Consider the following 25,159-nt stretch of genomic DNA (forward strand, 5'->3'; position numbering starts at 1 on the left):
GTGCCACCCCCCATAAAGATTAATATACTGATTATGCCGAAAATTTAGTATATTTTAGCTATTTTACTACAGTTTTCTATGCTCTTGTAGATAAAATCAACAATATGTGAGGCATACATGCTTGATTCTAGCTTTTCCTTATGGATACCAGATTGAATTTGTAACAAGCAACCAGGATTGGCCGTAACGATAACTGTGGGCTGTAGCGCCTTAATCGTTGCCATTTTTGTAGCTAAAATGTCATTAGCTGATGCAGGTTGCAATAAATTATATATTCCTGCTGAACCACAACAAGTGTTGGCATTTGGCAGTTCTGTGAAAAGGACATTTGGTAGTGCCTGTAAAATCATTCTTGGCTCATTGAAGACTTTATTGACATTGCGTAAATGACAGGAATCCTGATACGTTACAAGTGTTTGCTTTGCTTGCTGAGGCAAGGTGGCTAAATAATCAAGCAGACCAGCTTTGACAAGCAGGCTTGAAATATCAATTGTCTTCTCAGAAAATCGAATTGCCTTTTCACGATACTGATCATCACTCTGTAAATGCTTTTCATACTCCTTCAAGAAAGCTCCACAGCCACCAGCATTATTAACAATATAAGTGTAATCATCTGAATCAAATAGCTCTACATTACGAATTAAGTTTTGCTTACCACGCTTTAGCTCCCCACTATGTCCATGCAGAGCCCCACAGCAACTTTGATTATCTGGAATAATAACATCCACACCAAGCATTTGTAGCAAGAATACTGTTTTATCGTTTGTTTCCTTATAAAGCGTATCCATTAAACAGCCTGTAAAAAAGGCCACCTTCATCGTAGCTGGTTTCACCTGTTTGAATGGCTGTATTTTTCTTGCTATGGGTGGTAGAGATGCCTCCATTGTTTTTACATGCTTGGGGAATAAATTTAAAAAGCCAATTTTTCGCACAGCCTTTTGTAGGCCTGTTTTTTGATAAAGATGCAGTAGGCTGACGGCATGTTGCATATTTTTTTGTTTGACGAAAAGATTATTAAAAACAATTGTACGTGTTGTTTTTTCTACGAGGGATGCGTGCTTCACTTCTTGTACCGCCTCACGCGTTTGCTCAATCAAAGCACCATACTGTACCCCAGCCGGACATGCTGGCTCACAAGCACGACATCCTAAACATAAATCAAATGACTTCTCAATGGACGCATCAAAGGGTACTATTCCATCACGCACCGCCTTCATTAAGGCAATACGCCCACGAGGTGATTGGGCCTCATCTTGCTCTGTATGAAGATATGTCGGACAGCTTGGCAAACAGAAACCGCATCTCATACAGTCCAGTAATAAATTTTCATCGATATGCGTCTCGAAGGATTGTTGCATTTGCTGCTGAACATTAGTTGCCACCATCTACCACCACTCTTTTCTTCGTCTCTTTTGCAAAAACTTTGCCAGGATTCATAATATTGTTTGGATCAAAGGCTTGCTTAATGTTTTTCATTACAGTAATACCAACAGGACCAATCTTCCATTCTAAATAAGGTGCCTTCATTTCACCTACACCGTGCTCCCCTGTAATCGTGCCACCTAGCGAAAGTGCTGCCTCAAAAATTTCCGCAAATGCCGCTTCCACACGGTGCATCTCATCTTCATCTCGCAGGTCTGTTAAGCATGTAGGATGCAAATTTCCATCGCCTGCATGACCAAATGTGGCAATATTGACCTTGTACTTTTCGGAAATATCATTAATTCTCTTCACCATTTTGGCCAGCTCTGATCGTGGTACTGTGGCATCCTCTAAAATAACTGTCGGTTTTAATTTTGCTAATGCTGATAATGCGACACGTCTTGCTGTTTTAATTTGCTCCGCTTCCTGTGCATCTTTTGCAATTTGCGTAAAAAGAGCACCATTTTCTTCCGCAATTCGTACCATTTCTTTGACATCTTGTTCTACTTGATACATTTCACCATCCTGCTCGAGTAGGAGCATTGCTTCTACATCTGTTGAGAGACCTATTTTCATATATTGCTCGACGGCGCTAATTGTTTTTTTATCAAGAAATTCTAGCGTTACTGGAATGATTTTATGTGCAATAATACTAGATACTGTTCTCGCTGCATCCTCTAAAGATTCAAAGTATGCGATGCTCGTCATTTTATATTGTGGTAAAGGGATAAGCTTTAAGGTAATGGCTGTTACTACACCTAATGTTCCCTCTGCTCCAACAAATAATGAGGTGAGGTCATAGCCTGCTACGTCCTTTGCTAGTTTGCCACCTGTTTCTAGAATATCTCCGTTCGGTAAAACAATTTGTAACCCTTTCACATAATCCTTTGTTACACCGTATTTTAACCCCCGCAGGCCACCTGAGTTTTCACTGACATTGCCACCAATTGTAGAAATTCTCATTGAGCTTGGATCAGGAGGGTAAAATAAACCATGTGATTCAACAAATATACAAAGATTCTCGGATATAATACCTGGCTGTACTGTAATCGTTAAATTTTCCTTATCAAAATTTACAATTTGATCCATTCTATTAAATAAAATCACTACCCCTCCCTCATAAGGCACCGTTCCTGCTGCAAGGTTTGTCCCAGAGCCTCGAGGAATAATTGAAATCTTATATTCATTACATACTTTTAAAACCTCCGCAATTTCCTCTGCATTCCCTGGTGAAATAACAAGATCAGGTAAGCGCTGGAAGTTTGCTGTTGCATCATAGGAATAAGCTAAGAGCTGTGCAGTTGAGCTTTTTACGTATTTTTCACCAACAATGTGCGTAATTTTTTCGATAACTGTTTTATTCATAAGACTCACCTCGAAATGAATTATGTAGTTACTACAATTTTAATTGTTGGAATTTTCTAAACATATGTCTTAGAAGATAAAAAAGGGGATTATATTTTAATTTTTTTGTGTTATCGGACCAAAAAAAGAAGCTGTTGGATTTATCCAAACAGCTTCTAACAAATTTGCTTCAATATAGAAAAAAACAGATGAGAAAGTGTGGCACTTGCCTGCTTTCTCATCAGCCTTTTTAACGCTGGCGTTCCTTGAAGGCACGTTCCATCTCGCGTTTAGCTTCTTTTTTGCGCATGTCGCTACGCTTATCGTAGTCTTTTTTCCCTTTACCGATGCCAATTAGGAGCTTGGCGTAGCCATCCTTGATGTACATTTTCAATGGGACGATTGTGTAGCCGTCACGTTTTACGGCACCGACTAGCTCGCCGATCTGCTTTTTGTGGAGCAGCAACTTGCGGGTGCGTAGTGGATCGTGGTTGAAACGGTTGCCTTGTTCGAAGGCGCTAACGTGCATATTGTTGATCCATGCTTCGCCATTGCGGACGCGGACAAAGGAGTCTTTCAGTTGGACTTTGCCTGCACGGATGGATTTGATTTCTGTGCCAGTTAGGACCATGCCTGCTTCAATTGTTTCTTCGATGAAGTAGTCGTGTCCTGCTTTTTTGTTTTGTGCTAATACTTTACCAGAACCTTTTGCCATATCTTTCACCCTCTACTTAAAAGGTTGAGCTTAAGCGAAAGCACCCTTTCAATGAATACTTTCGCTTAGGCTTATTTACGTTTTGTTTTTTTCTTTTTGCCTTTTTTGGCAATGCCCTCATAGAACTTTTGCTTTTGCTTCACGCGTTTTTTAGGACCTGGGCTTGAGTCATCTTTGCGGCGACCACGCGGATCCCGGTCACTTTCGCGTCGTTCACCTTGCTTGGTGCTACGAGTTCCACGATCATCCTCTTGACGACCGCCTCTACGATTGCCACCACGTCCGCCTTTTTCCTCATCACTGCGTGTGCTTCGGCGACTTCGTTCACCTTTGTTATCGCTGTAATTTTTACGTGCATGAATAACAGTTGGTGCTGCTTTTCGTGTTCGTCCATATGAAGTTACCATTCCAACGATTTCAAAGTCAATGGATGACTCCTCAATAATGACATTTGCCACACGAACTGTCACTTCATCCCCAATACGGAATTGGCGATTCGTTCGTTCCCCGATCATAATCATTTGACGATCATCGAAGCGGTAGTAATCATCAGTCATATTGCTAATATGGACTAGTCCTTCGATGGTGTTTGGTAGCTCAACGAAAATACCGAAGTTTGTAATGGATGAAACAATCCCTTCGAATTCTTCGCCAATTTTGTCGGACATATATTGTGCTTTTTTCAGTGCGTCTGTATCACGTTCTGCATCAACAGCACGACGTTCACGCTCAGACGTGTGGTCAGCAATTTCATCCATTGCCATACTCCACTGTGCAATGGTTTCTCTCGATGTATCCTTGTTAATTAAATACGTACGAATTAAACGGTGTACAACTAAGTCAGGATAACGACGAATTGGTGATGTGAAGTGTGTATAGAAATCCGTTGATAAGCCAAAATGTCCAAGACTTTCAGGGTAGTACTTCGCCTGCTGCATTGAACGTAAGAGCATCGTTGAGATAACAGGCTCCTCTGGCATACCTTCAATGGCCTTCAATACATCCTGTAATGCCTTAGGATGAACGGTATTACCAGTACCTTTAATTAAAATACCGAAGTTCGTGACAAATTCAAAGAAGCGTTGAAGCTTCTCAGGCTTTGGATCTTCGTGAATACGGTATATAAACGGTACATTCATCCAGTGGAAGTGCTCTGCCACTGTTTCATTGGCAGCTAGCATGAAATCTTCAATTAATTTCTCCGCTACTGTCCGTTCACGTAATTCAATATCAACGGGCCATCCTTCTTCGTTTACGATTACCTTGGATTCTTTGAAGTCAAAGTCAATGGCTCCTCGCATTTCGCGTTTAAGGCGTAAAATACCCGACAGCTCAGCCATGTTTTTAAACATTGGAACAAGTGGCTCATAGCGTTCAATTAGTGCCTCATCCTGCTCCTCTAAAATCTTGTAAACGTCCTTATATGTCATACGCTCAGTCGTTTTAATGACACTTTGGAAAATTTCATGTGCAACCACATTACCATTCGCATCAATAATCATTTCACAGGATAGTGTTAAACGGTCAACCTGTGGATTTAATGAACAAATGCCATTTGATAAACGATGTGGAATCATTGGAATGACACGGTCTGTTAAATAAACACTTGTCGCACGATCGTAAGCTTCAATGTCAATGACCGAGCCTTGCGTTACATAATAACTTACGTCTGCAATATGTACGCCAAGCTTATAAGTTCCATCTACATTTTTCGTTACAGTTACGGCATCATCTAAATCCTTTGCATCTGCCCCATCAATTGTCACAATCGTTTCATGACGTAAATCACGACGACCTACTAAATCGGCCTCTGTAATTTCATCTGGCACGCGCTGTGCAGCAGCAATGACTTCATCTGGGAATTCAGGTGGAATGTCATGCTTATACAAAATGGATAAAATATCCACACCCGGATCATTTTTATGCCCTAAAATTTTTGTAATATAGCCTGTAGCAGATTTTAAATCCTCTGGCCATGTTGCTACCTCAACAACAACCTTATGTCCATCGACAGCCCCTAATGTATCTCCTTTGGCAATAAAGATATCCATTGGTAGCTTTTTATCGTCTAGAACAACAAAGCCGAAGCCACGGTTAGCCTGGAATGTACCGACAAAGCTTGTTTGACCACGCTCGACGACCTTTGTAACCGTACCTTCACGTCGATCACCGAATGATTCCTTTAAAACACGTATCAGAACGATGTCTCCGTTAATGGCACCGTTAATTTCATGCGGTGGAATGAACACATCATCCATGCCCTCGACGTCAGGTGTCACGAAGCCAAAGCCCTTCGCATGTCCGATAAATTTACCTCTTAGCAAATTCATACGCTCTGGTAGGCCATAGCGATTGGAGCGGGAACGCACAACTAAGCCTTGCCCTTCCATGCGGACAAGTGTTTTCACAAGCTCCTTGAACTCCTCCGCATCCTCAAAGCCAAATTCATCCTCGATTTCACCGACTGTTAGTGGTTTATAATCATCTGTGCTGAAAAAATCGAGTAAACGACTTTGTAGTGTATCTTTTTGGTCTTTCATACATATTCCCTCCTTCATGAGAAAATCCTATTTATATTATTGTGCCCAATTTAGGCTTTCTAAAAAGCGATAAATGTCCTCATGTAATTGATCTTTTTCTTGATCTAATGTAATAACATGTTTTGAGTTTTCATACCACTTGATGTGCTTTTCAAGTGACTCAGTTTGATTATATATAATGTTGGCAGATTCTGTCTCTATTACTTCATCATTTGTAGCTTGTACGACGAAAATAGGCGCATAAATCATGTCAATTTCTTGACGAGTGCGGACTATAAATTCTCGAAGCTGCTGTAGAGATGGCATGCCTTTGTCAGCAATACTTGCAACTTCAGCTTCAATTTGTTCTTCCTGTTTTCCTTGGAACTTTTTATAGTCCCTTGCATATTTCAAGACACCCTCAAACATAACGTCGGTTGTACGCATTGTCATAGGGGCACACATTGTCACAATTCCTTTAACAGGATTATTTAATGCAACGTTTAATGCCATAACACCGCCTAATGAAAGTCCAGCAACGGCTATTTCCTGATAGCCAGCATCCTGTAACTGTTTGTAGGCGGCAATAACATCCTGCCACCAGTCTGCTGGACCTGTTGTGATTAGTTCTTCTGGTTCCACACCGTGACCTTTATAGTGAGGTGCTAATGTAGTATACCCTTTTTTCTCTAAAAATCTACCAAGCATTCGTACGTCTGCAGAGCTTCCTGTGAAGCCGTGTAATAATAAAACAGCACGTGGTCCTGCCTGAAAGAAAAATGGCTGTGATAATGATTTGTTCACTGTAAGCACTCCTTCATTCTAAAACACTTATACATACTATACCCAATCTCGTCATCTCGATGATGCCTAGCGGATCATTGGTTATTGCGTTACCATTCATTTTTTACTACAGAGAGAGAATTTATCATTTAACAATGATAAAAGAAAACGCCCAACCAATTCGGTTAGGCGATATATCTTCAACTATTAGATTTTTGTAATAGCGATTGCTAATAAAAAGAACACTATAGCTAACACAATTGTTGCACGGTGAAGGATTAAATCCATACCACGTGCTTTTTGCTTTCCAAATAGTTGCTCAGCTCCACCCGAGATGGCACCTGATAAGCCTGCACTTTTACTAGATTGAAGTAATACCACAACGATTAACGCTAATGATACGATAACTAATGAAACTAATACTACTGTATGCATTCACTGCACCTCCCGAACTTTGAAACATCACAACAGACTACATTATAACAAAAAAAGGTTGTGATGACAAACTTCGCTTTATGTTTTGCTGGAAATTTTCCGCCTCATGCTTCCATCCTTGTCGACTTATGCTACTATTTGTGGATGTCACTCCCTACAAATTAAATTATAATGGCAAAAATGAACTTTTTTGGAGGGTGGGAAAATGAATAAAAAAATAACAGCGCTGCTAGTACTATGCTGCATGATTCCCTTTCTTACGGCATGCTCAAAGGCCATTGACCTACTTCTTGAGGAAGAGGATGTAACAACCACAACCTTAGCAGAAGATACAGAGAATGATATGAAGAAACCAGAAAGTAAAGCGCTATCTGCCTCTTTTTCACCTAATGATCTTTTCTCAACCTCATTATTTAAGGATGATCCTGCCTTACTACAATTCACTAAAAAAGTTGAAAAACAAGTAGCAAAGTTTGAACAGCACTTTGAAGTCCCTTATACGGGGAAGCTAAACTTCGAAGATTTTGAGGTGCAGCTGAATGACTTAAATAGCCTGCTTTCCTTCGTCGATCCCTATACAGCTGGTTATTTTCTTACTTATGAATGGACGGCTTGGGAAATAGATAATGGCTATTTGGTAGAGTTGTCGATTGATTACTTAACAGATGCCAAAAAGGAGCAAAAGGTCGATCAATATGTAGAGGCTTTTGCTGATCAGTATATTTCGACAGATATGACAGATTTTGAACGTGCTAAAATCATTAATGATACGGTTGTACAGTTAGCCACTTATACTGAACAAGGCTCTACTGAGGGACAAACGGTTTTTGAGCTGATAAACGAAGAAACTGCGGTATGTCAAGCTTATGCTCTACTAGCTTATCGCCTACTATTAGCTTCGGATGTAGAAGCGAAATACGTATATGGCTATAGTGAGGATCAGCTGCATGCTTGGAATTTAGTCAGTATCGATGGCAATTGGTATCATCTTGATACAACGTGGAATGACGTGGATTCAGCGGAGCCTTATGCGATTTCCTATGAATACTTTTTAGTCAGTGATGAAAAATTAAGCCAAGATCATTTATGGATTAATGAAAATTATTTTACTGCTACAAATAACAATTATGATTTTATGCATGATATGTGGTATGCCAATACTGTCGATGATGTGATTTATTATAATAATATCAAAGATAATATGGTCTATTCCTATAATTTAGACACAAATGAAAACAATCAAATTACAGAAACAGCATGCTATTATTTAGCTACTTATGATGATTCCATTTATTGCAGTGACTATGACAATGCCGGTTATTTAACAAAAATTAATGTCCAGGACGGCTCTGAAGAAGTCTTACTTGAAGATGAAGTCCTCAACTTGTACATTGAAGAAGACATTTTATATTATGAAACGATCGATGGTGCACAACATCAGGAAAATTTGTAATGCCCCAAAAGAATCTGTGTGACCCTTACACAGATTCTTTCCTCCCCTTTCATTTACATAATTACCATATTTCATTAACAAACCTTTAACGCTAGCTTTACACCCTTCCTTTACACTTACAGTTGAATTCATCTAAAGGAGGAAAATCATGAAATACGCAAAAAAATGGACTTCATTGTTTTTAGCAAGTGCAGTGACTTTATCCGCAGTTAGTATCTCACAGCAAGAGGTACATGCAGCCGAAGTAAAGAAACCGACAAATGTCATTATGCTTGTGATGGATGGTAGTAGTAATAATGCTGTCACCCTTTCCCGCTGGTATAAAGGTGAAAGCCTAGCAATGGATGAAATTTTATCAGGTGCTATGCGCACATATTCTGCTGAATCTGCCATTACCGATTCCGCGCCTGCTGCGACAGCATTAGCAACTGGCCATAAATCGAACGATAAATATATAGGTGTTCTCCCATCTGTGATCAACTCCCCTGGATTAGCGCAAATCGCTAAGGATGAAGCCTTCCGCCCTGTAGCCAATGTGCTAGAAGGAGCTAAGCAGCAAGGTAAGGCTACTGGATTAATTTCTACTTCCGAAATTCAACATGCTACACCAGCTGGTTTTTCTGCCCATGTCAACAATAGAAGTCAATATGGGGATATTGCAGAGCAGCAGGTTTATCAAAATATTGATGTTGTCTTAGGCGGTGGTCTGGAATCACTATCACCAGGCACATCAAAAAATGCTCGTCAAGATGGCGAGGATTTAATCAAGGTTTTGAATGAAAAAAATTATGATCTCGTTAAAACGCGCGATGAGCTATTTAATAGTCAATCCTCAAAAATTTGGGGAAGCTTTGCACCAAGTGCACTTGCTTATGATTTAGATCGTGCAAAAACAAGAGCATCTGAGCCTACACTTGCTGAAATGACGAATAAAGCAATCAATACGCTGAAAAAGGATGAGGATGGCTTCTTCCTCTTTGTAGAAGGTAGCAAGGTTGACTGGGCTGCACATGCCAACGATACAATTGGTATCATTAGCGATATATTATCATTCGATGATGCAGTGAAAGAAGCAGTCGATTTTGCGAAGGAAGACGGTAATACTCTAGTCATTGCAGTAACTGATCATGGAAATAGCGGCATTACGATGGGGAACGCTAACACTACTAGTACCTATTCTAGCATTCCAGTCTCTGCTTACATCGACCCGTTAAAAAAAGCTACGATGACCATTGAAGGAGCTTTAAGCCAGCTAAAAGAAGATCGCTCTAATTTAGTTGAGGTCGCTGCTCTTTATGGCTTAGATTCATTAACGGAGGACGAGCTTAAAACATTACAGTCTGCTAAAGACTTAGGTAGTGAAATGGTAAAAATGCTAGCCAATCGTGCAAACATCGGTTATACAACAGGTGGCCATACGGGTGAAGATGTATTCTTATATTCATTTGGTCCTTCTAAATTGACAGGATTAGTAGAAAACACTGATTTAGCTCATACAATGGCACGCTTTATGGGCTTTGACTTAAACACATTAACAAATGATTTATATGTGCCTGCAACGAAGGCATTTACGGAAAAAGGATTTACAACAAAAATCGACTTATCGGATAAAGAAAATCCAACATTTATTGCGCAAAAAGCAGATGTCACAGTGAAAATTCCAGTCAACAAAAACACGATGACGTATGAACAAACTTCCTCAAACACGGCAAAGACTCATACATTTGATACAATCAATGTCTACAATGGCTCTGAATTTTATGTATCTAAAAAAGTTATTAATCAAGTGAAATAAAAATAATAGCGCGAACATAAGTTGAGATTATTTCCTTATGTTCGTGCTTTTTTTACATAAGTAAACCAGCCAATAATTTGTAAACTCTACATATCCCCCCAAAACCTTAAATTTACATTAAATTAATCTTATGATTTACTGAATTCATCTTAATTCAGCAACATTTTTCTCCACATTCCGTCAAATCAGTGTTAAAAACATAAGGTAAGGATTTTTAACTAGTAAATTACTATTTTTTGAAAGTTTAATCCTATACTTTTTTTCATTGGAGGTGGACAAATGCAATCCATCAAAAATAATGAGTATTTACGCTTCATTGGCTTCACGCTGTTTTATTTGATTGTTTTGGTACTGTTGTTTCTTATACATGGCTTCCATGATATGAACGCTGGACCATTTATATATACGGAATTTTAAATAAAGGAGATTAAAAAATGTTAAGTATTTTGGCAGCTATTGAACGTGTGGCCATCCAGCAGCCACAAAAAACTGCTTATCAGACACACAATGCCTCCTTAACTTATAGTGAGCTTTGGCATTTATCGGATCGTCTTGCCGATTATTTAATGAAGCTTAACTTGCGGAGACAACAACCTATTGTCATTTATGGACATATGTCCCCCCTGCAAATTGTTGCGTTTATCGGAGCTGTAAAGGCTGGCCATCCATATGTACCTGTTGATTCATCAACACCATCGGAAAGATTACAACTCATTACAGAAGCTTCTGGAGCAGGTTTAGTATTGACAACAGAGCTATTACAGATGCAGATGAACCTTCCAGTTATGGCAGTGCATGATATTCTGGATGCCTCCTCAAAGAACGTGATCCTATCATCCGCAACATGGGTTCATGATGAGGATATCCATTATATTATTTACACTTCTGGTTCAACGGGTCAACCAAAAGGGGTACAAATAACAGCTAGTAATCTAACACACTTTGTAATGTGGATGCAGGAGCACTTCCCTTTACAGGAAGACGGCGTATTTTTAAACCAAGCACCTTATTCCTTTGATTTATCTGTTATGGATCTCTACCCAGCTCTTGTTGGTGGACACACACTTTATGCGATTACACAGCAAGAAATTGCTAATCCAAAAGCATTGTTTGATTCATTAGCGACGTCAAATACTCGTGTATGGACTTCTACACCTTCTTTTGCCAGGATGTGTTTGATGAACAAAGAATGGGATCAAAAACTCATGCCTGCATTGGATACTTTTTTATTTTGCGGAGAGGTTTTACCGATAGCGGTATGTAACGAGTTGATGCTCCGTTTTCCACAGGCAACAATTTATAATTTATATGGTCCTACGGAAACAACCGTCGCTGTATCCTATGTAAAGGTGACGAAAGAGCTAGTAGGACGCTTCGAACAATTACCGATTGCCCCTATAACGGAGCCAAACGTTTCTGTAGCAGAAGATGGGGAAATTATTATTTCAGGGCCAACCGTTAGCGCAGGGTATTTGGGAGCGCCTAAATTAACAGCTAAAGCTTTCCCGATCGTGGATGGCGATCACATCTATCAAACAGGTGATATAGGCTTTGTGCAGGATGGTTATTTGTTCTTTTCAGGTCGTAAGGATTTCCAAGTGAAATTACATGGCTATCGTTTAGAGATTGAAGAGATTGAAAAACAAATCAGTAACCTGCCACCTGTTTCAAGCTGTGTTGTTGTACCTGTTTATAAGGAGAAGGAAATCATTTCTCTTAGTGCCCATATTGTTTTACGTGAGCCATTAACAGACGCTGCTTTTAAAACAACAAAGCAATTGAAGGCACTTTTATCGGCATACTTACCTGCCTATATGATACCGAAAACATTTAAATATATGGACGCTTTACCACTAAATCCAAATGGTAAGGTAGATCGTAAAGGATTGGCGGTTATGGAGACAGTATGACGCCTTATGGAAATATAGCATTTTTTGTGATCATCGGACTTTTATTACTACCTACCATCCTCTTAGGATTACGAGGCAAATCTTCGAAACGCTATAATCTTTTTGTTTCGGTCATTGTCTTAGCATTAATCTTCGGACATTCATTGAATGGGTCCATCTCGCTCGTATTATTTACTGTCTTTCAGGTAGTACTTATTGTGGCTTATCAGCGCTATCGACTTCAGCAAAATAGCGGAACCATTTTTATAATAGCGGTGCTTTTATCCATATTACCCTTGATTCTTGTAAAGGTTTTGCCGATTCTCGGTTTACATCATTTATTTGGCTTCCTTGGTGTATCCTACATTACGTTTAAAGCGGTGCAAATGATTTTAGAAACCCGTGATGGCTTGATGAAAGAGAAAATTTCGGTAGTAGAGCTAGTCTATTTCTTATTATTCTTTCCTACCGTATCATCGGGGCCGATTGATCGTTGGCGTCGTTTTACAAAGGATTTTCATGCCGTGCCTTCCTCGGAGGAGTACCAAAAGCTGCTATTGAGTGGTATTAACTATATTTTTGTCGGCTTTTTATATAAGTTTATTTTGGCTTATTTAATTTACAACTACACGCTTATTTATTTGCCTAACCATACTTATAACTATTTGACACCTTTTCAGGGGCAGCTAGCGTATATGTATATGTATAGCTTTTACTTATTCTTTGATTTTGCTGGCTATAGTGCATTTGCTGTTGGTGTGAGCCGGATAATGGGTATCCAAACACCGATTAACTTTAATCGCCCTTTCGCCAGCCGCAATATTAAAGATTTTTGGAATCGTTGGCATATGAGCCTTTCCTTCTGGTTTAGGGATTATGTCTATATGCGCTTTGTCCTTTGGATGACAAAGAAAAAATGGTTAAAAAATAAATTTGCTATTTCGTATATAGGCTTCTTTTTACTATTCTTTTTAATGGGTATTTGGCATGGTCTGGAATGGCACTTTGTGGTCTATGGACTCTATCATGCCCTATTGATTATCAGCTTTGATAAATTTGAACGCTGGAATAAAAAGCATAAGCGTTGGCCAAAAAATAAATGGACGCATGCTATTGGCGTAATCATTACATTTCATGCTGTATGCTTCGGCTTCTATATTTTTTCTGGCACATTATTTTAAACAAAGGGCTGTAAGAGCCTGTTCACTAAAGGAGAATTATTAATGGATCAACAACAAGTTTTAGAAATGCTAGTCGAGTTATGTGAAGATGAAATTATTGTAGAAAACCCAGATATAGATTTATTTGAAGAAGGTTTACTGGATTCTTTTGGGACAATTAATTTATTAGTTGAAATTGAAAATCGTTTTAATATTTCTGTCCCTATTACTGATTTCAATCGTGAAGAATGGAATACGCCTAATCGAATAGCAGGGAAATTAGCTGAAAGACAATGATCAAAAAAGGCTTTCTTTCTTTATTTATTGCATTTGCTCTTTTTACGGGCTTTGTCTTTTTTCCTAATGCTTGGATTAAAGCATGGATATCCAATGAGGATGTGGAACAAGCCAAAACGAACATGTCTCCACTTGTATTTCAGGGCACATATTTACAGGAGCGAATGTTACAGGAGCCTAGTTCCATGCCACTTTACGGCTCCTCGGAATTAAACCGTTTTGATCCGTTCCATCCTTACAATTATACGCGAGCCACTGATGCTCCGTATTCGACCTTTATGATTGGACGTGGAGGCATGCAGTCCATTACCCACTTCTTGAATTTCGCAGCACAAGAAAAGAATTTAAAGGATAAAAAAGTGGTCTTTATCATCTCTCCACAGTGGTTTACAGAGAAGGGCATGGGTGAATTTCACTTTTCACCGAATTATTCCATGCTACATGCTTATGATTTAGCCTTTAATCAGGAGATGGATGCCAATCTTCGTAAAAGAGCAATGGAGCGTCTACTAGAATTTGATACTGTCAAACGAGATCGCCTCTTAAAGACCATGTATCAATATCAAATGTCTAACGGCAAGGAAAAACCAATTACTGGACGTATGGCCATGGTCGCGGGGCGTTTCCACAAGGCATTACTAGAAAAGAAGGATTTATATTATTCCCTTTTCCCACGTAAAGGTCATGCATTAAAAAGTAATGACAAGCTCATTGCCAATCAAAGCTTTGAGCAACAATTGCAGCATGCAGAGGCATATGGGGAGAAGCGTGTATCCAATGACTATATGATTGAAGATCGCGCCTATCAGCGACTTGTAAATGCTAAATTTTCAAAGTTTAAGGATATACGAAAAAAAGAGGATTATTCAAACTCTCCTGAATACGAGGATTTCCAACTAGTGATCGATGTTTTAAAGGATGCAGGTGCCAAGCCACTATTCGTCTCCATTCCGGTGAATGGCTATTGGTATGATTATAATGGCTATCCTGAGGAGCGACGTCAAAAGTATTACGATAAAATGGAGCAAGTATTAAAGGATGCGAATGTTGCCTATGTTGATTTTTCAGATCATGAATATGATCCTTATTTTATAATGGATACAATTCATATTGCCTGGAAGGGCTGGGTCTATCTCGATCAAGAACTAGATCAGCATTGGTCACAGCCATAACCATAGTCAGGACAGTCTAATATAGTAGACTGTCCTTTCTTATTATCGTAAGAGACCTTTTATGTAAAGCGCCATTTGTTCACTTATCTCATTTAGTTTTTCAATGGCTTCACTGAATTGTTGAACCTCCTCTGCCTGATCATTGGAGGCTGCTTCATTTGTTCTGTTGCTGTAGCTGACTCACTAGAAAGCTTCCTTACCTCTTGCACTCCGATGTTAAAACCTGCACCACATTGGTCTGCTCGTGCCGCTTCTTTCTTCGTTCATTAATAAAACCCTCCACCAATAATTTTTTGTATCTTAGTAATTGGTGGATTTTGTGTAATAAATATTAATGATAACAAACAGAAAAATTTGCATACAATTCAAAGCTTCACCTATTTTTCTTCTTTGTAAAATTGTTCAATATACTGCTCTTCTTCCTCGGGCGATAATAAACGAGTTGCTCTTCCTGAATTTGTTGTGTCATCGCCGCCTTGCATTTCCCAAATTTTGTTATGGTCGTCAACGGCGTTTGAAAAATCACCTTTAGACCATCTTTCCAATATTGAAATGTAAAGTTCTTTATATTTATAATCATTCATTTTAACTACAGTTAACAATCGGTCAACTTTTTCTTGTGTTATTCGCTCACGACCCCATTGAGAAGCAGCTTTCACTTTTTGGTGAGACATGCTATGGATGGTTTCATTCACCTTGCTTTCCATTAAATTGTCAGGATAAAGCAATTCTTCTTTTGTAACTTTTTTATCTTCAAGCGGTACTCCGTCAACAACAATAGTGGCTCTTTCTTTTTTGGCAACAGGTTTTTCCATTTGTTCGGTGGATTTAATGTAACCAAAAATCCCTCCAAAAATGACCAACACTGCAATGATAACAATTGCAGATTTTGTTTTTCTCTTCATGTCATTAACTCCTCATTGTCATTTATATCATTATATCATTATGTATTGGTTTATATTATGTAATTAGGATAATAATAGCAGAATATTGAAATAAGTTTCAATGAAAAACCCTGTTCGTAGATAATGGTATGTACATTGTATACAGTAGGTACCAACGCAAAATTGCGTTCGTTGATTAAATACAACTAATACAATTTTGTATGCGTTAATATAGGTAAGTCCGTCATAGTTGCTCTCTAAGGGTGAGATTACAATTCGTATCCTTTTCACCAAGGTTCATCACACAACGATTCTGAGTGTGCCATGATGTTTAAGTGACATATTCTTCCGCAACCAAATACGTGTAAAACACCCCAACGACTTAATTAAGGTAAGTCGCCTTTTTACCAAGAATTAATTGATGTTGAATATATTTTTTAAGATATTGAATGAAGTGAGCTGTATTGTAGTTATAAGTTTCTGTTGTTCTAATTGAATAATTTTTAATCTGTAATGCGAATGTAAATTCTTTCAACAAATCTTTAATAAGCACGAAAAACCCCCAATCTACAAGTGTTTATCACACTTATAAATCAGAGGTTCAAATATAAAAGCTGTATTTTACTAAGTTCAAAGCATTTTCGCTTCAATCAAATACTTATTTTAAGTTATAGAATGAATTTAAACCAAGATACTCTGCTGTTGAACCAAGTTGATCTTCGATGCGAAGAAGTTGGTTGTATTTAGCTACACGGTCTGTACGTGATGGAGCACCTGTTTTAATTTGACCAGCATTTGTTGCAACAGCGATATCAGCAATTGTCGCATCTTCTGATTCACCAGAACGGTGAGAAATAACCGCTGTGTAGCCTGCACGTTTGGCCATTTCGATTGCTTCAAATGTTTCAGTTAACGTACCGATTTGGTTTACTTTGATCAGGATTGCATTTCCTACACCTTGCTCAATACCTGCTGATAATTTTTTCGTATTTGTTACAAATAGGTCATCACCTACTAATTGTACGCGTTTGCCGATACGGTCTGTTAATAGCTTGTGTCCAGCCCAGTCGTTTTCGTCTAAGCCATCTTCAATTGAAATGATTGGGTATTTATTTGTTAACTCTTCGTACCAATCAACCATTTCTTCAGAAGTTTTGACAACACCTTCACCATCTAAGTGGTATTTGCCATCTTCTTTATTGAATAGTTCAGAGGATGCTACGTCCATTGCAAGTTTCACTTCGTCACCTGGTTTGTAGCCTGCTTTTTCAATCGCTTCTAAGATCACTGTAATTGCTTCTTCGTTAGAGCCTAAGTTTGGTGCGAAACCACCTTCATCACCTACTGCTGTGTTGTAGCCTTTTGCTTTTAGAACAGCTTTTAGGCTATGGAAAATCTCCGCGCCAATACGTAATGCATGACGGAATGATTCTGCACCAACAGGCATAACCATGAATTCCTGAATGTCTACATTGTTATCTGCGTGAGCACCACCGTTTAGGATGTTCATCATTGGTACTGGTAATTGCTTAGAATTGAACCCACCAAGATATTGATAAAGAGGTACATCTAAATAATCTGCCGCAGCATGTGCAACTGCCATGGATACACCTAGAATTGCGTTGGCACCAAGCTTGCCTTTGTTTTCCGTGCCATCTAGCTCGATTAAAGCTTTGTCGATGACTACTTGATCAAGAACAGAATAGTTACCTTCTAATTCTTCCGCAATAATTGTGTTTACATTTTCAACTGCATTTAATACACCTTTGCCTAGGTAACGAGATTTGTCACCATCGCGTAATTCTACCGCTTCGTATTCACCTGTTGATGCACCTGATGGTACGATTGCGCGGCCAAATGCGCCTGATTCTGTAAATACTTCAACCTCTACTGTTGGGTTCCCACGTGAGTCTAAAACTTCGCGCGCATAAACTTGTGTAATAAATGGCATAATTAATTCTCCTCTTTTTCAATTAATGATTGTCCTGTCATTTCAGTAGGCTGTGACACCTCTAATAATTCTAACATGGTTGGCGCTAAATCGGCTAAAATACCACCATTTCTTAACATTATATTTGATTTTGTCACAATTACTGGAACAGGATTTGTTGTATGAGCTGTCATTGGCTCACCTGCTAAAGTTAACACTTCATCAGAGTTGCCATGGTCAGCTGTAATAATAGCTGCGCCACCTTTTGCAAGGAGTGCGTCTACTACTTTCCCTAAGCATTCATCTACTACTTCAATGGCTTTAATTGTTGGCTCCAGCATTCCACTATGACCAACCATATCAGGGTTGGCAAAGTTAAGAATAATGCCATCAAATTTTTCAGCCGCAATTTCTGCAAGTAAGGCTTCTGTCACCTCATAGGCAGACATTTCAGGTTTTAAATCGTATGTCGCCACCTTTGGAGAAGCAATTAAAATACGTTCTTCACCAGGGAATTTTTCCTCACGTCCACCACTCATAAAGAATGTAACATGTGGATATTTTTCAGTTTCCGCAATCCGCAACTGTGTTTTCCCACTCGTAGCTAATACTTCACCAATTGTATTTTTCAAGTTGTCATTTTCATAAGCAACCTGTGCGTTGACTTCATCACTATAGTGTGTGAAGGACACAAATTTTAAATTCTTTGGATGATTTGCAGATATAGCAAAGCCATCGAATCCTTCATTTGTAAAAACTGTTGACAGCTGAATGGCACGATCAGGACGGAAGTTAAAGAAAATCACTGCATCATGATCGCCAATTGTTGCTATTGGCTCGCCATGTTCTTGAATGCTAAATGGAATGACAAATTCATCTGTTACCTCACGCTCATAGGATGCTGCTACACCACTTTTAGCACTTTCTGCTGTTTGACCGACGCCATCCACCAGTACATTATAAGTCAGTGCAACACGATCCCAACGTTTATCACGATCCATTGCATAGTAACGTCCATGAATCGAAGCAAATTTCCCTATGCCTATTTCAGCCATTTGCTTTTCCGTTTCTTCGATATAGTCTAATGCTGTTGTTGGACCAACATCACGACCATCTAAGAAGCCATGTACATAAACTTCCTCTAATCCCTGCTGTTTAGCTAGCTTCATTAGTGCAAACATATGCTCATAATGACTATGAACACCACCGTCTGACAATAAGCCCATAACATGTAGTTTTGACTGATGAGCTTTAACATGTGCTACTGCATCTAAAAAGGCTTGATTCGTAAAGAAATCTCCATCACGAATAGATTTATTTAAGCGTGTTAAGCTTTGATATACGATACGTCCTGCACCGATATTTAAGTGTCCCACCTCGGAATTCCCCATCTGTCCTTCAGGTAATCCAACGGCTTCTCCTGCTGCTGTTAATGTCGCATGAGGAAATTGATGCCAATATCGATCAAAATTTGGCTTATTCGCCTGTGCTACTGCATTCCCGAATGTTTCATCTCGAAATGCAAAGCCGTCTAAAATAATTAAGGCTACTGGCTTTTTAGGCATTTGCTGCCGCCTCCAATAATGTTAAATAAGATTCTGCTTGTAAGCTTGCTCCACCAACTAAAGCACCATCAATATGTTCTTTCGATAAAAGCTCCTGAATGTTATCAGGCTTAACACTGCCACCATATTGAATGCGCACAGCATTCGCAGTTTCAGCATTATATAGCTCTTCTACTACTGCTCGAATCGCTCCGCATACTTGATTTGCATCGTCTGCCGTAGCCGTTTTACCAGTACCTATCGCCCAAATCGGTTCATAGGCAATGACCATATGCTCTACTTGCTGTGCTTCAAACCCAGCAAGTGCCGCTTTAATTTGGCCTGCCACTTTTTGCTCTGTTGTGCCTGCTTCACGTTCTTCTAGTGTTTCGCCACAGCAAATAATAGGTACGATAGTATGGGCAAGTGCTGCTGCTACCTTCTTATTAATCGCTTCATCTGTTTCATTGTAGTATTCGCGACGTTCAGAGTGTCCTAAAATGACATAGTCAACATCCACACTTGCTAGCTGTGCTGGACTAATTTCACCCGTAAAAGCACCTTCATTTTCATAGTGCATAGTTTGTGCACCAATTGCCAGCTCTGACTCACTAGCAACTTGCACAAGTGTAGGTAGGTAAAGAGCTGGTGCGCAAATAACAGCATCTACTTTGTCATTGGAAGGAAGTTTTTCTTGTACAGCATCTACAAACTGAATAGCCTCTTCAAATGTTTTAAACATTTTCCAGTTACCTGCAATAATTGGTTTACGCATCATTTTGCCTCCGATTAGCTTATTTATCGTTTAGTGCTACAATCCCTGGAAGCTCTTTGCCTTCCATTAATTCTAAGGAAGCACCACCACCTGTAGAAATGTGATCCATCTTATCTGCTACTTCAAATTTTTCAACTGCCGCAGCTGAATCACCGCCACCGATTACTGTGTAGCCAGCTGTTGTTGCCATTGCCTCAGCTACTGTTTTTGTGCCGTTTGCAAATTTGTCCATTTCAAAGACACCCATTGGTCCATTCCAAATGATTAATTTAGAGTTTTTGATAACTTCTGCATAATTTGCAGCCGTTTTAGGTCCAATATCTAGACCCATCCAATCAGCTGGAATAGCATCTACATCAACAATTTGTGTTTCAGCATCCTGTGAAAATTCATTTGCCACAACAGCATCGACTGGCATATGTAATTGCACACCTTTTGCTTTTGCCTTCTCAATAAAGGACTTTGCTAGCTCAATTTTATCTTCCTCTAGCAATGATTTACCGATATCGTGGCCTTGTGCCTTAATAAATGTAAAGGATAAACCACCACCGATAATTAAGTGATCTACTTTTTCTAATAGGCTTTCAATAACACCAATTTTATCTTTTACTTTGGCACCACCAATAATGGCTGTAAACGGATGCTCAGGGTTAGACAATGCCTTACCTAGTACATCTAATTCCTTTTGCATTAAGAATCCAGATACAGCTGGAATATGCTTAGCAATTCCTTCTGTAGAGGCATGAGCTCGGTGGGCTGCACCAAAAGCATCATTAACATAAATATCTGCTAGCTGAGCAAATTGCTGTGCTAATGTAGGATCATTTTTCTCTTCACCAGCATGGAAGCGAACATTTTCAAGCAGTAGAATGTCTCCATCTTGCATGTTTGCAACGGCTTCTTCCACCGCTTGCCCAATGGATTCATCAAGCTTCGTAACAGGCTTGCCCATTAATTCCGCTAAGCGAATGCCAACAGCTGTTAAACGCATATCCTCTTTTACTTCTCCTTTTGGACGACCTAAGTGAGAAGCTAGAATAACTTTAGCACCCTGCTCTACTAAATACTCAATTGTAGGAATCGCTGCACGAATACGCGTCTCATCTGTAATAGCACCGTCTGCCATTGGTACATTAAAATCTACACGTACAAAAACGCGTTGACCCTTAACATCAATATCTCTCATTGTTTTCTTATTTAACATGAAGAAACTCCCTTCAAAGTTTGTTTTAGTCTTACATCCTTGTGTTTTACCCATCTTGGCTCTACACCATGCTTACTAAATTGAATAGTCATTTTGGTACTTTTTCAGAGCCACTATCTCGTGTAAGGATGATTCTCCAACTTTTGATAATGAACCCTAATACTTGTTTTTATAGTAGCAAAAGTTAACTGCGATGTCTTGCAATCAACATGTATCAATTACGCCTCAGCGTAATTGCGTCCACATTTTTTCGAGTTGCTCGAAACATTCCTCTTCAAAATTGTGACATTCGCAGCGGCTTTTAGCTTGATTCAGTCGGTGATTGGACACCAATGAATCAAGAGAGTAATTTGTGTATTCATCTCACCACCTATAGAGGTGGGCGTTTCTGCTGAATCTAGAAAAAAAGGAGTAAGGGTTATCCCTTACTCCCAATACCCTTGTATATTATATCTATTCGATATTATAAAGGCTATACTTTTTGTGCATAAAAAGCAGTAATATGTCACACTTTTTACTCAAAATGTCGAAATATGATACTTATTTATGGTTTAAGCCTTGTTCAGCAATGTATAAAGCTAGGTCCATTAAGCGAGTAGAGTAACCAATTTCGTTATCATACCAAGCTAAAACCTTCACCATTTTGTTTTCTAACACCATTGTTGAAAGGCCGTCTACCGTAGAAGAATAATGGTTACCGTTATAATCAATTGATACTAATGGTAGCTCATTGTAATCTAAAATACCTTTTAGTTCATTTTCAGAAGCTTCTTTTAATGCTGCATTAATCGCTTCTTTCGATACATCTGCTTTTAGCTCTACAACTAAGTCAACACATGATACGTTAGGTGTTGGCACACGCATAGAGAAACCATCTAGCTTACCTTTTAACTGTGGCAATACTTTTGATACAGCTACTGCTGCACCTGTTGTTGTTGGAATCATAGACACCGCTCCAGCACGTGCACGACGAGGGTCAGAGTGTGGGAAGTCTAGAATTCGTTGGTCATTTGTATAAGAGTGAATTGTTGTCATCATACCACGTTCAATGCCAAATTTCTCATCAAGCACTTTAGCTACTGGTGCTAGACAGTTTGTTGTACAAGAAGCATTGGAGATCACATCATCAGTTGCTGGGTTATAATCCTCATGGTTTACACCCATAACAAATGTAGGCATTGCCCCTTTTGCTGGTGCCGATAGAATCGCTTTTTTCGCCCCTGCTTCAATATGCTTGCCTACTTCTTCCATTGAACGGAATCGACCCGTACATTCAAGCACTACATCTACGCCTAATTCGCCCCATGGTAATTGTGCAGGATCTTTTTCAGCATATACTTTTACACGTTGACCATTTACTACGAAAGAATCTTCATCTGCATTGACTTCAGCATCATAGATACCGTGTACTGAATCATATTTCAATAAGTGCGCAAGCTGACCAGCATCTGTTAAGTCGTTTACGGCTACTACTTCAAATTCATCATGCTTCATTGCCTCACGAAATACTAAACGTCCAATACGTCCAAATCCATTAATCGCTAATTTTAATGCCATTGTTAATTCCTCCAATAATGTGTGATGTCTGTCTCTACGAATAGAGACATCAAAATTTACTTTATGCTCATTCAAAAAATGCTTTAGCACTTTCTGAGATCGAGTGACATGTTTACAACTTTGCCATCATTCAAGATGCTTATTTTCTATAGAAGATATTTTAGCAGCAATTGCTTTGGCCGCTGCTTCATCTGTTACAAATATGGTTTGCTTAGGTGCTACTTTAAAATAAGAAAGCATTGCATTGACCTTCTGTTTTCCTGCTGCAACTGCAATGACCTGCTCACTATTTTGTACCTGCTCAAGCTGGATACCAATTGTGCGTATACGATGTACTATTTCTCCATCTGCATTGAAATAATAGCCGAAAGCCTCACTTACAGCGCCTTTTTCCTCAAGAATTCGCAAGTCCTCAGGAGATGAGTTACGACGAATCGCCATTTCCTCTGCGGAGCCAATCCCATGAATGACGCAATCTGCTTGATCATAGAAGGCCATCATTTCTGTTACCATCGGCTCTGTTAACATCGCTTGATAAGCTTGCTCACTTAAATGCTCTGGTAAAAATAAAGTACGGTATTGTGTTTCCATTTGCATGGCAAATGTTGCAACAAGTGTATTGGCCTGCATTTGCATTTCATGTCCAATCCCCCCCCGTGCAGCTACAAAAGTGATATCCTTTTGTCCGTCTAAAGGATGTAAAAACTGCGCAAGAGAGGCAACAGATTTTCCGCCCGTGACAGCTACAACTTGCTCATCAAAAGCAGTTGACATAAATTGCAATGCTGCTTCTTTGCCTAGCATGCTTAGGATTGTATGATCCTCATTGTAATCACCAGGAACTACGACTACACGTTGGATGCCAAAGTGGCTTTCAAGCACTTTTGCAAGCTGGGTTAAACCAGACCATTCATAAACGATGGCTCTTAATTTTTCAATGACTATTTCACCATCATCTGTACATACCATACCCGACTTTTGCGCATCTAATAACCCTTGTTCACGTAAAATATCAGTTTCTTTGCGTATTTCTCTTTCTGTCATTTTCAGTGAATCAGCTAGTGTACGTCGTCCGATTGGTTGCATGAGTTGAACGGCTTGCAATATTCGATATCTTGCTTGCAGAAGCGGATACATTTCAGGAAGTAGCCTTTGCTGTGCCTCTGGAACAGTTAACATATCTATCTACTCCCCTAATTAATAGTTGTGGGTTTATTTTTAACCCACTTAATTATTTTGTGTCCCACTTATGGTTTTATTATAATATGCATTGTTTTAAAGTGCAAGTAGTTGTCTTGTTCTGGATAAAAAAAGCCTCATAGCTATAAAAACAGCTACAAGACTTTGTTGTACTTATTTAGTAAAAGATAAAATCGCATTCTTTTTAAAACCTTCTAAAGCTTTTGTTGCTTCAGTTTTATTTGTAAACTCAAAAATACGAACGTCCTTTTTCTCAAATACTGTAATAACCCACATTGTAAAATCTCCCTTCACATCATTCATTTTTGTAATATAACAACCACTAAAATTTGTGATACATTCGTTAAACTGTTTTATAACAACTTCTTACTTGATACTTATTCTACTCCGATTTTTAGGAAAAGAAAGAGTAATGTGAAGGTCTTCACAAACTGTTCAAAATCAAACCGCTTTCATTGAACAATTTGTGAATTGTGAGAATGACACCTAATAATAAAGTCATTTATACCGTTAATAACTCTTTATACTTTCAGCAGATTAACTGCCTAATCGCTCCATTAAAGTGGCATAATCTAAATGACCATACTGCATGACATCACCATCTTTTTCAACTACCGGAATCATTAGCATATATTTTTCATGTATGCGATCATCCTGCTCAATATCAATTATTTCAATATCAAATAGAACATCTTCCTGAACAAGCTTTAATGTCTGTAGCCCTTCTACACATAAAGGACAATTCGCCCTACTAAAAAATTTAATTTTCATAGATAGCACCTCCTCCTTTATTATAAACGATGTGGCAATGAAGAAATGGCTACTATTCTTTGATGATGGTTATTTGAGCTGTCTTAGCCTGAGCCGTGCTGGAATGTTAAAGTTGTTACAGCTAAATTCAAAAATTCCTGCGCTGACACACGTTCTTCTTGTGCTATTACGCTGCTATTTGTTTCATTGGTAGCACGAACATCTTGCATTGTTGCAGGAATAACTACAGAGGTTGTTAAAATAATTGCTAACGATGCAGATAAAAATCTTTTTTTCAAAATGATTCCTCCCTATATCAGTTTACGTTATA

Annotated in this window: 23 protein-coding genes; 7 read left to right on the forward strand and 16 right to left on the reverse strand. The window is 38.9% G+C overall.

The window, feature by feature from the left end; genetic code table 11:
- Nucleotides 1-44: 44 nt before the first annotated feature.
- From NP781_RS17805 to secG, 6 genes are all read right to left on the reverse strand, one after another.
- Nucleotides 45-1,385, reverse strand: a complete 1,341-nt coding sequence (locus NP781_RS17805; protein ID WP_237497365.1) for a (Fe-S)-binding protein — start codon at nucleotides 1,383-1,385, stop codon at nucleotides 45-47.
- Nucleotides 1,372-2,787, reverse strand: a complete 1,416-nt coding sequence (locus tag NP781_RS17810) for an FAD-binding oxidoreductase (RefSeq protein WP_221681196.1) — start codon at nucleotides 2,785-2,787, stop codon at nucleotides 1,372-1,374. The genes NP781_RS17805 and NP781_RS17810 overlap by 14 nt, the downstream gene beginning before the upstream one ends.
- A gap of 229 nt (nucleotides 2,788-3,016) precedes the next feature.
- Nucleotides 3,017-3,481, reverse strand: coding sequence for an SsrA-binding protein SmpB (gene smpB / locus NP781_RS17815; RefSeq protein ID WP_009373233.1), 465 nt, complete (start codon nucleotides 3,479-3,481; stop codon nucleotides 3,017-3,019).
- Between the two features lie 71 nt (nucleotides 3,482-3,552).
- A complete protein-coding gene (gene rnr / locus NP781_RS17820) occupies nucleotides 3,553-6,021 on the reverse strand; it encodes a ribonuclease R (protein WP_257520491.1) in 2,469 nt (822 codons plus the stop codon).
- A 36-nt stretch (nucleotides 6,022-6,057) separates the two neighbouring features.
- Nucleotides 6,058-6,804: an alpha/beta hydrolase gene (locus NP781_RS17825; protein WP_257520492.1), complete on the reverse strand. Its 747-nt coding sequence runs from the start codon at nucleotides 6,802-6,804 to the stop codon at nucleotides 6,058-6,060.
- A gap of 186 nt (nucleotides 6,805-6,990) precedes the next feature.
- Nucleotides 6,991-7,218, reverse strand: coding sequence for a preprotein translocase subunit SecG (gene secG, locus NP781_RS17830; RefSeq protein WP_004228101.1), 228 nt, complete (start codon nucleotides 7,216-7,218; stop codon nucleotides 6,991-6,993).
- Nucleotides 7,219-7,423: 205 nt separating this feature from the next.
- Here secG and NP781_RS17835 point away from each other — a divergent pair, with 205 nt between their 5' ends.
- The 7 genes from NP781_RS17835 to dltD all read left to right on the forward strand — a co-directional run bounded on the left by NP781_RS17835 (nucleotide 7,424) and on the right by dltD (nucleotide 14,984).
- On the forward strand, nucleotides 7,424-8,671 hold the full coding sequence (locus tag NP781_RS17835; protein ID WP_257520493.1) for a transglutaminase domain-containing protein: 1,248 nt from the start codon (nucleotides 7,424-7,426) through the stop codon (nucleotides 8,669-8,671).
- 148 nt (nucleotides 8,672-8,819) lie between these two features.
- On the forward strand, nucleotides 8,820-10,466 hold the full coding sequence (locus tag NP781_RS17840; RefSeq protein WP_257520494.1) for an alkaline phosphatase: 1,647 nt from the start codon (nucleotides 8,820-8,822) through the stop codon (nucleotides 10,464-10,466).
- Between the two features lie 279 nt (nucleotides 10,467-10,745).
- Nucleotides 10,746-10,883: a teichoic acid D-Ala incorporation-associated protein DltX gene (locus NP781_RS17845; RefSeq protein ID WP_004228095.1), complete on the forward strand. Its 138-nt coding sequence runs from the start codon at nucleotides 10,746-10,748 to the stop codon at nucleotides 10,881-10,883.
- A 17-nt stretch (nucleotides 10,884-10,900) separates the two neighbouring features.
- The gene (dltA, locus tag NP781_RS17850; RefSeq protein ID WP_257520495.1) at nucleotides 10,901-12,376 is read left to right on the forward strand and encodes a D-alanine--poly(phosphoribitol) ligase subunit DltA; all 1,476 of its coding nucleotides are present in this window, start codon (nucleotides 10,901-10,903) and stop codon (nucleotides 12,374-12,376) included.
- Nucleotides 12,373-13,536, forward strand: a complete 1,164-nt coding sequence (gene dltB, locus NP781_RS17855) for a D-alanyl-lipoteichoic acid biosynthesis protein DltB (protein ID WP_221681190.1) — start codon at nucleotides 12,373-12,375, stop codon at nucleotides 13,534-13,536. Before dltA ends, dltB begins: the two co-directional genes overlap by 4 nt.
- Nucleotides 13,537-13,578: 42 nt before the next feature.
- Entirely contained in the window at nucleotides 13,579-13,812 is a 234-nt protein-coding gene (gene dltC / locus NP781_RS17860) for a D-alanine--poly(phosphoribitol) ligase subunit 2 (protein ID WP_016994756.1), read from the forward strand.
- Nucleotides 13,809-14,984, forward strand: coding sequence for a D-alanyl-lipoteichoic acid biosynthesis protein DltD (dltD, locus tag NP781_RS17865; RefSeq protein WP_216485890.1), 1,176 nt, complete (start codon nucleotides 13,809-13,811; stop codon nucleotides 14,982-14,984). The genes dltC and dltD overlap by 4 nt, the downstream gene beginning before the upstream one ends.
- A 377-nt stretch (nucleotides 14,985-15,361) precedes the next feature.
- Here the strand turns inward: dltD and NP781_RS17870 are convergent, their stop codons facing one another.
- The 10 genes from NP781_RS17870 to NP781_RS17915 all read right to left on the reverse strand — a co-directional run bounded on the left by NP781_RS17870 (nucleotide 15,362) and on the right by NP781_RS17915 (nucleotide 25,127).
- On the reverse strand, nucleotides 15,362-15,889 hold the full coding sequence (locus tag NP781_RS17870) for a DUF6241 domain-containing protein (RefSeq protein ID WP_257520496.1): 528 nt from the start codon (nucleotides 15,887-15,889) through the stop codon (nucleotides 15,362-15,364).
- Between the two features lie 637 nt (nucleotides 15,890-16,526).
- Nucleotides 16,527-17,819, reverse strand: coding sequence for a phosphopyruvate hydratase (eno, locus tag NP781_RS17875; RefSeq protein WP_221681187.1), 1,293 nt, complete (start codon nucleotides 17,817-17,819; stop codon nucleotides 16,527-16,529).
- Nucleotides 17,820-17,821: 2 nt separating this feature from the next.
- Nucleotides 17,822-19,363 carry a 2,3-bisphosphoglycerate-independent phosphoglycerate mutase gene (gpmI, locus tag NP781_RS17880; RefSeq protein ID WP_257520497.1) on the reverse strand — a complete coding sequence of 514 codons (1,542 nt, stop codon included), beginning with the start codon at nucleotides 19,361-19,363 and terminating at the stop codon, nucleotides 17,822-17,824.
- Nucleotides 19,356-20,117, reverse strand: coding sequence for a triose-phosphate isomerase (gene tpiA / locus NP781_RS17885; RefSeq protein WP_257520498.1), 762 nt, complete (start codon nucleotides 20,115-20,117; stop codon nucleotides 19,356-19,358). The genes gpmI and tpiA overlap by 8 nt, the downstream gene beginning before the upstream one ends.
- Before the next feature lie 19 nt (nucleotides 20,118-20,136).
- Nucleotides 20,137-21,321, reverse strand: a complete 1,185-nt coding sequence (gene pgk, locus NP781_RS17890; RefSeq protein ID WP_257520499.1) for a phosphoglycerate kinase — start codon at nucleotides 21,319-21,321, stop codon at nucleotides 20,137-20,139.
- A gap of 540 nt (nucleotides 21,322-21,861) precedes the next feature.
- Nucleotides 21,862-22,878, reverse strand: a complete 1,017-nt coding sequence (gap, locus tag NP781_RS17895; RefSeq protein WP_257520500.1) for a type I glyceraldehyde-3-phosphate dehydrogenase — start codon at nucleotides 22,876-22,878, stop codon at nucleotides 21,862-21,864.
- Between the two features lie 126 nt (nucleotides 22,879-23,004).
- A complete protein-coding gene (locus NP781_RS17900) occupies nucleotides 23,005-24,057 on the reverse strand; it encodes a sugar-binding transcriptional regulator (RefSeq protein WP_257520501.1) in 1,053 nt (350 codons plus the stop codon).
- Between the two features lie 174 nt (nucleotides 24,058-24,231).
- A complete protein-coding gene (locus NP781_RS17905) occupies nucleotides 24,232-24,354 on the reverse strand; it encodes a hypothetical protein (RefSeq protein WP_004228055.1) in 123 nt (40 codons plus the stop codon).
- Between the two features lie 261 nt (nucleotides 24,355-24,615).
- Complete coding sequence (locus NP781_RS17910; protein ID WP_257520502.1) at nucleotides 24,616-24,849, reverse strand: glutaredoxin family protein; 234 nt, start codon at nucleotides 24,847-24,849, stop codon at nucleotides 24,616-24,618.
- An 83-nt stretch (nucleotides 24,850-24,932) separates the two neighbouring features.
- Complete coding sequence (locus NP781_RS17915) at nucleotides 24,933-25,127, reverse strand: hypothetical protein (protein ID WP_255601261.1); 195 nt, start codon at nucleotides 25,125-25,127, stop codon at nucleotides 24,933-24,935.
- Nucleotides 25,128-25,159: the final 32 nt, after the last annotated feature.

Source organism: Lysinibacillus sp. FN11 (assembly GCF_024628845.1).
Classification (GTDB): Bacteria; Bacillota; Bacilli; order Bacillales_A; family Planococcaceae; genus Lysinibacillus; species Lysinibacillus capsici.

Coding starts and splice junctions, on each gene's coding strand:
- NP781_RS17805 (WP_237497365.1), bottom strand. CDS start 1,385: ATGGTGGCAACTAATGTTCAGCAGCAAATGCAACAATCCTTCGAGACG.
- NP781_RS17810 (WP_221681196.1), bottom strand. CDS start 2,787: ATGAATAAAACAGTTATCGAAAAAATTACGCACATTGTTGGTGAAAAA.
- smpB (WP_009373233.1), bottom strand. CDS start 3,481: ATGGCAAAAGGTTCTGGTAAAGTATTAGCACAAAACAAAAAAGCAGGA.
- rnr (WP_257520491.1), bottom strand. CDS start 6,021: ATGAAAGACCAAAAAGATACACTACAAAGTCGTTTACTCGATTTTTTC.
- secG (WP_004228101.1), bottom strand. CDS start 7,218: ATGCATACAGTAGTATTAGTTTCATTAGTTATCGTATCATTAGCGTTA.
- NP781_RS17835 (WP_257520493.1), top strand. CDS start 7,424: ATGAATAAAAAAATAACAGCGCTGCTAGTACTATGCTGCATGATTCCC.
- NP781_RS17840 (WP_257520494.1), top strand. CDS start 8,820: ATGAAATACGCAAAAAAATGGACTTCATTGTTTTTAGCAAGTGCAGTG.
- NP781_RS17845 (WP_004228095.1), top strand. CDS start 10,746: ATGCAATCCATCAAAAATAATGAGTATTTACGCTTCATTGGCTTCACG.
- dltA (WP_257520495.1), top strand. CDS start 10,901: ATGTTAAGTATTTTGGCAGCTATTGAACGTGTGGCCATCCAGCAGCCA.
- dltB (WP_221681190.1), top strand. CDS start 12,373: ATGACGCCTTATGGAAATATAGCATTTTTTGTGATCATCGGACTTTTA.
- dltC (WP_016994756.1), top strand. CDS start 13,579: ATGGATCAACAACAAGTTTTAGAAATGCTAGTCGAGTTATGTGAAGAT.
- dltD (WP_216485890.1), top strand. CDS start 13,809: ATGATCAAAAAAGGCTTTCTTTCTTTATTTATTGCATTTGCTCTTTTT.
- NP781_RS17870 (WP_257520496.1), bottom strand. CDS start 15,889: ATGAAGAGAAAAACAAAATCTGCAATTGTTATCATTGCAGTGTTGGTC.
- eno (WP_221681187.1), bottom strand. CDS start 17,819: ATGCCATTTATTACACAAGTTTATGCGCGCGAAGTTTTAGACTCACGT.
- gpmI (WP_257520497.1), bottom strand. CDS start 19,363: ATGCCTAAAAAGCCAGTAGCCTTAATTATTTTAGACGGCTTTGCATTT.
- tpiA (WP_257520498.1), bottom strand. CDS start 20,117: ATGCGTAAACCAATTATTGCAGGTAACTGGAAAATGTTTAAAACATTT.
- pgk (WP_257520499.1), bottom strand. CDS start 21,321: ATGTTAAATAAGAAAACAATGAGAGATATTGATGTTAAGGGTCAACGC.
- gap (WP_257520500.1), bottom strand. CDS start 22,878: ATGGCATTAAAATTAGCGATTAATGGATTTGGACGTATTGGACGTTTA.
- NP781_RS17900 (WP_257520501.1), bottom strand. CDS start 24,057: ATGTTAACTGTTCCAGAGGCACAGCAAAGGCTACTTCCTGAAATGTAT.
- NP781_RS17905 (WP_004228055.1), bottom strand. CDS start 24,354: ATGTGGGTTATTACAGTATTTGAGAAAAAGGACGTTCGTATTTTTGAG.
- NP781_RS17910 (WP_257520502.1), bottom strand. CDS start 24,849: ATGAAAATTAAATTTTTTAGTAGGGCGAATTGTCCTTTATGTGTAGAA.